Annotated in this window: 3 protein-coding genes; 2 read left to right on the top strand and 1 reads right to left on the bottom strand. The window is 73.3% G+C overall.

Features of this window, described 5'->3' with window-relative positions:
* The coding region (locus tag TA90_RS11185) for a class I SAM-dependent methyltransferase (RefSeq protein ID WP_147513479.1) at positions 1-412 on the bottom strand (412 nt) is incomplete at its 3' end.
* 111 nt (positions 413-523) lie between these two features.
* On the opposite strand from TA90_RS11185, the gene TA90_RS11190 reads away from it, so the two are divergent.
* Positions 524-2,278, top strand: a complete 1,755-nt coding sequence (locus tag TA90_RS11190; RefSeq protein ID WP_043536507.1) for an HNH endonuclease signature motif containing protein — start codon at positions 524-526, stop codon at positions 2,276-2,278.
* A 324-nt stretch (positions 2,279-2,602) separates the two neighbouring features.
* Positions 2,603-4,249 carry a phosphatase PAP2 family protein gene (locus TA90_RS11195; RefSeq protein WP_074015387.1) on the top strand — a complete coding sequence of 549 codons (1,647 nt, stop codon included), beginning with the start codon at positions 2,603-2,605 and terminating at the stop codon, positions 4,247-4,249.
* The last annotated feature ends 77 nt before the right edge of the window (positions 4,250-4,326 follow it).

The raw sequence follows: 4,326 nt of genomic DNA on the forward strand, positions 1-4,326 counted from the left end.
GGGCGTGGACGACGTCGAAGGAGTCGTCCGGGAACGGCAGGTCCATGACGTCGGCCAGCTGGAACCGGGTCGTCGTGTCGGCGCGTGCGTGGGCGTTTCCCTGTGCGCTGGCGAGGGCGGCCCCGGCCTCGTCGATCCCGACCGTCCGCCCGGGTGCCACCGCCGCCGCCAGGTCCAGGGTGATCGTCCCGGGTCCGGATCCGACGTCGAGCAGGTCCATCCCCGGTCGGAGGTGCGGGAGGAGGTAGGCAGCGGAGTTCTGGGCGGTGCGCGCCGCGTGCGCGGCGAGCACGGCGGCATCGTGGCCGTGGGTGTAGTGGGCCTCGTGCACTCCGGCGTGCTCCCGGTCGAGGTGCGGGCGGTGTTCGCGGCGTCCGCCGTTCGCCGGGGCCGCAGAGGAGTCGGGGGTCATCTCGCCACGGTAGTGCCGCGGCGCGTCCCGGCGCTGTCCCGGCCATCCACAGGTCACTGCCCGCGGAAGGGTGTCTGCCGCAGATGCACATGGTCCTTCAGACAATGAACCATGGACACGACGACCGGTGATCGGACGCCACGGGGCGAGGACCTGCTCGCGACCCTGGGACGGCTGTTGGCGGTCGCGCGCGGGGGGTGCGACGCCGGCTCCGCGGACGAGGGCGGGACCGGGCTGTCGGAAGCTGTCGCACACCTCCCGGACGACGACCTCCTGGCCTTCATCAGGGACGCGGAGGAACTGGGACGGTTGGTGGATGCGGCCCGCGCACTGGGAGCAGGGGAGGTCGCCCACCGCTCGCGTCGGAGCCTGGGTGGGGACGGGCTGGCCGCCCGTCGTGGTTGCCGGACCCCGTCCGAGTTGGTCGAGCGGGTGACGCTCGTGTCGGGCCGGACCGCGCGGGCCCGTGTGAAGGATGCCGAGCCACTGCGCTCCGAGGTCTCGCTGTCCGGTGAGCGGCTCCCGGGCTCGTTCCCGCTGGTCCGCCGGGCAGTCGAGGAAGGTGCCCTGGGTCTGGACAGCGCACGGGCGATCACGACCGCGCTGGGGGGTGCGCTCGCGCACGGCGCGGGTGTCGGGGAGGTGTGGCAGGCCGAGAGGGAGCTCGTGGCCACCGCGACCACCGGACACGGGACCGACGGCGGGGATCCCGAGGAGTCCGGGCTCGGGGGCCCGACGGTTCCCGAGGAGTCCGGCTGTCCCGGGGCGCACGGGGGTGTGCGGGGCGTGCCGGCCGACGATGTGGCTGCGATGTCGGGGGTGTGGGCCCTCTACCTGGATCCGGACGGCCGCGTGCCCGATGAGAGGGAGGCGATGCGTCGGCGCGGACTCACCCTGGGTCGTGTCCGGGGCGGGACCGTGCCCCTGAAGGGCGAGCTCCTGCCCGAGGTCGCAGCCCAGCTCGAGCGGCTGCTCGACGCGTACCTCAACCCCCGGAGGGAGCCGTCGGTGCACGGGGCGTCCGGGGTGCCAGGATCCCCGGCGTCGGTGGACCGTCCTGCCGGGGATGCCAGTGCGGGGGATCCTGCTGCGGCCGTTCCCCCTGCGGGTGAACCGGAGGGGGAATGCGGTCCCGGAGCGCGCAGGTGGGCACAGAGGAGGCACGACGCACTCGCCGGGATCCTCACCACGGCAGCCGGGTGCGCGGTGACGCCCCGGCTCGGGGGTGCGCCGCCGACGCTCCTGGTCAGCACCACCCCCGACCAGGTGGGGGACCCGGACGGTGTCGCCTTCGTCGAGGGCGTGCACGATCCCGGCCGTGTGGCCGTCGGTGCCACGGTCGCCCGACAGATCGCGTGCACGGGAGCGGTGCAGCGAGTCGTGGTGGATGCCACGGGCCGCGTCCTCGGGCTGGGCGCCCCGCACCGGCTGTTCACCGCCCACCAGCGACGCGCGATCATCCTGCGTGACGGGGAGTGTGTGATCCCCGGGTGCCATGTGCCCTCCACCTGGTGCGAGGTCCACCACGTCGTCGAGCACCACGAGGGCGGAGCGACACACACGGACAACGGCGTCCTCCTGTGTTGGTTCCACCACCGCACGCTCGGCACCAGCGGGTGGCAGATCCAGGTGCGCAGCGGTGTCCCCTGGGTGCGTGCGCCGTCCTGGATCGATCCGGAGAGAACATGGATGCCATCCGGTGGGTCCCCGCTCGGGCGCTGGCAGAACCACCGTGGCCGGGCGGGGGACCCTGCCGGGTGGGGGGACCGACGGGCTGGGGACCGGCCAGGGGGCGTTCGAGACCGGACAGGGGATCGCCGGACGGGGGACCCGCCGGTCGCCGGCGCCGCAGATGAACCCCCCTGACCTGCGGCGGTGCGCGACGGGTCTGACGCGACCGAGGAGGGGGCTCCTCCCCGAGTCCTGCCAGCACCCTGATGTGACGTGGTGCCGTGCGCGAGGAGTCCGGTGGCGGGTGCCACAGGGGTACGACGTCCTCGTTCACCTCGCGTTCGTCCGATGCCGCCCTCCCGGTCACCCGCGCCCCGTACCTTCACACGCGGGTTCCGCGGACGGTCGACATCCCCGATCCGACGGGGACCACTGGCGAGGGCAGGAGCCGGCCACACGACCGACGGCCCCACCGGCGAGCGCACGGCACGCGCGGAGCCCCGAGGAAGGACACAACACATGTCAACGCAGGTGCGCACCCGTGTGCGCAGATCCCTCACCATCGGAGCGGTCACCTCGGTACTCGCCCTCGGCGCCCTCCCCGCGCTCGCGGCCGACGGGGGCAGCTCCGCCCCCGATCCCGTGGACCTCATGGGGGAGTTCAACAACTACTGGACACCCCTCGCCTACGACACCACCAATGACGGGACCAAGGCCGCGACCGCCTTCCGCGGGACCGTTCTCCCGGCCGGTGAGCAGATCCTGGAGCAGAACGACACCACGCTCGTGGCCATCAACCACGCCGGCGCAGCTGACGAGACCCAGGCACACCGTGCCCTCGTGGACGCCGACTACGACTGGAGGCAGACGCTCCCTGACGCACTCGGACCCGTCCTGGGCACCTACTTCAGTGAGGGCGTCGCTGCGGGCGACCTGCCCCTGGCGACGGCCGCCATCACCGAGGCCGGCGCCGGCGCCAACACCGGCACCGCCAAGCCCTACTTCAACTTCCCCCGACCCTTCATGGAGGACCGCACCTCCGGCGGTGACTCCGACCTGCGCAGCCTGAGCGCCGACCTCGGGATCGCCGAGATCCCCGACTGGACGGATCCGGCGACGGACCGCACCCACACGGCGGGTTACGCGTCATTGCCGGCCGGCTACTCGCAGGCGTTCCCCTCGGGCCACACCACCTACGCCTACACGGTCGGCCTCGAGCCCGCGACCCTCCTGCCGCAGCTGGGCACCGAGATCGTCACCCGCTCCTCGGAGGCCGGCAACAACCGCATCGTCCTCGGGGTCCACTACCCGCTCGACGTGATGGGCGGACGCATCGTCGGCCACTCGCAGGTGGCCGCGAAGCTCTCCGACCCCTCCTACGTCTCCGGCACGGTCCTGCCCGCCCAGAGCGAGCTCGCCGACTACCTCGCCTCGCGCTGCGCCGCGGACGGCCACGGCGACACCCTCGAGGAGTGCATCGACGAGGTCGGGGCCGCGGACGAGGGCGGCTACACGAACGCCTTCACGGACGCCGTCTCCCAGGCCCCTGTCACCGACCGGGCCAGCGCCCTCACCGCCTACCGGGCACGCATGACCTACGGCTTCGCCCAGGTCGGAACGGCCGGCCAGACCGCAGTGTTGCCCGAGGGCGCCGAGAACCTGCTGGTCACCGCATTCCCGACCCTGTCGGCCGACCAGCGCCGCGCGGTGCTCGCCGCGACCGAGATCGACTCCGGTTACCCGCTGGACTCCTCCTCCCTGGGCTGGCAGTGCATCGACCTTCCTGCCGCCCTGAGCGCGAAGGTCACCCTGGACGCGGACGGCACGGTCGTCTCGGCGGAGACCGGGCAGGCCACCGCCTCGGTCGTCACCGAGGAGCCCACGACCGATCCCACGGGTGAACCCACCACCGATCCCAGCACGGATCCCGTCCCCGACCCCTCCGACCAGGGAACAGTCCCCACGGACGACCCCACCACCGATCCGGTGGACAACGCCACCTCGCCTGCCGCCGCGGACACCGCGACCGCGTCCGTGAGTGCGGCGGGTCCTGCGGGTCTGGCCCACACGGGCTCCGACGCCGCATGTGTCGGTGTCCTTGCGACGCTGCTGGCCGTGTGCGGCATCGCGGCGGCCGCCGTCGCCAGACGCCGCATGCGCGACTGAGGGCCGGTCAGCGGACGGGGCCGGGCCCCTGCCGACAGGCGCCGCTGGGCCCCTGCCGGCGGGCGCCGCTGGGTTCC

Origin of the sequence: Actinomyces polynesiensis, from assembly GCF_000820725.1 — a bacterium.
GTDB lineage: Bacteria > Actinomycetota > Actinomycetes > Actinomycetales > Actinomycetaceae > Pauljensenia > Pauljensenia polynesiensis.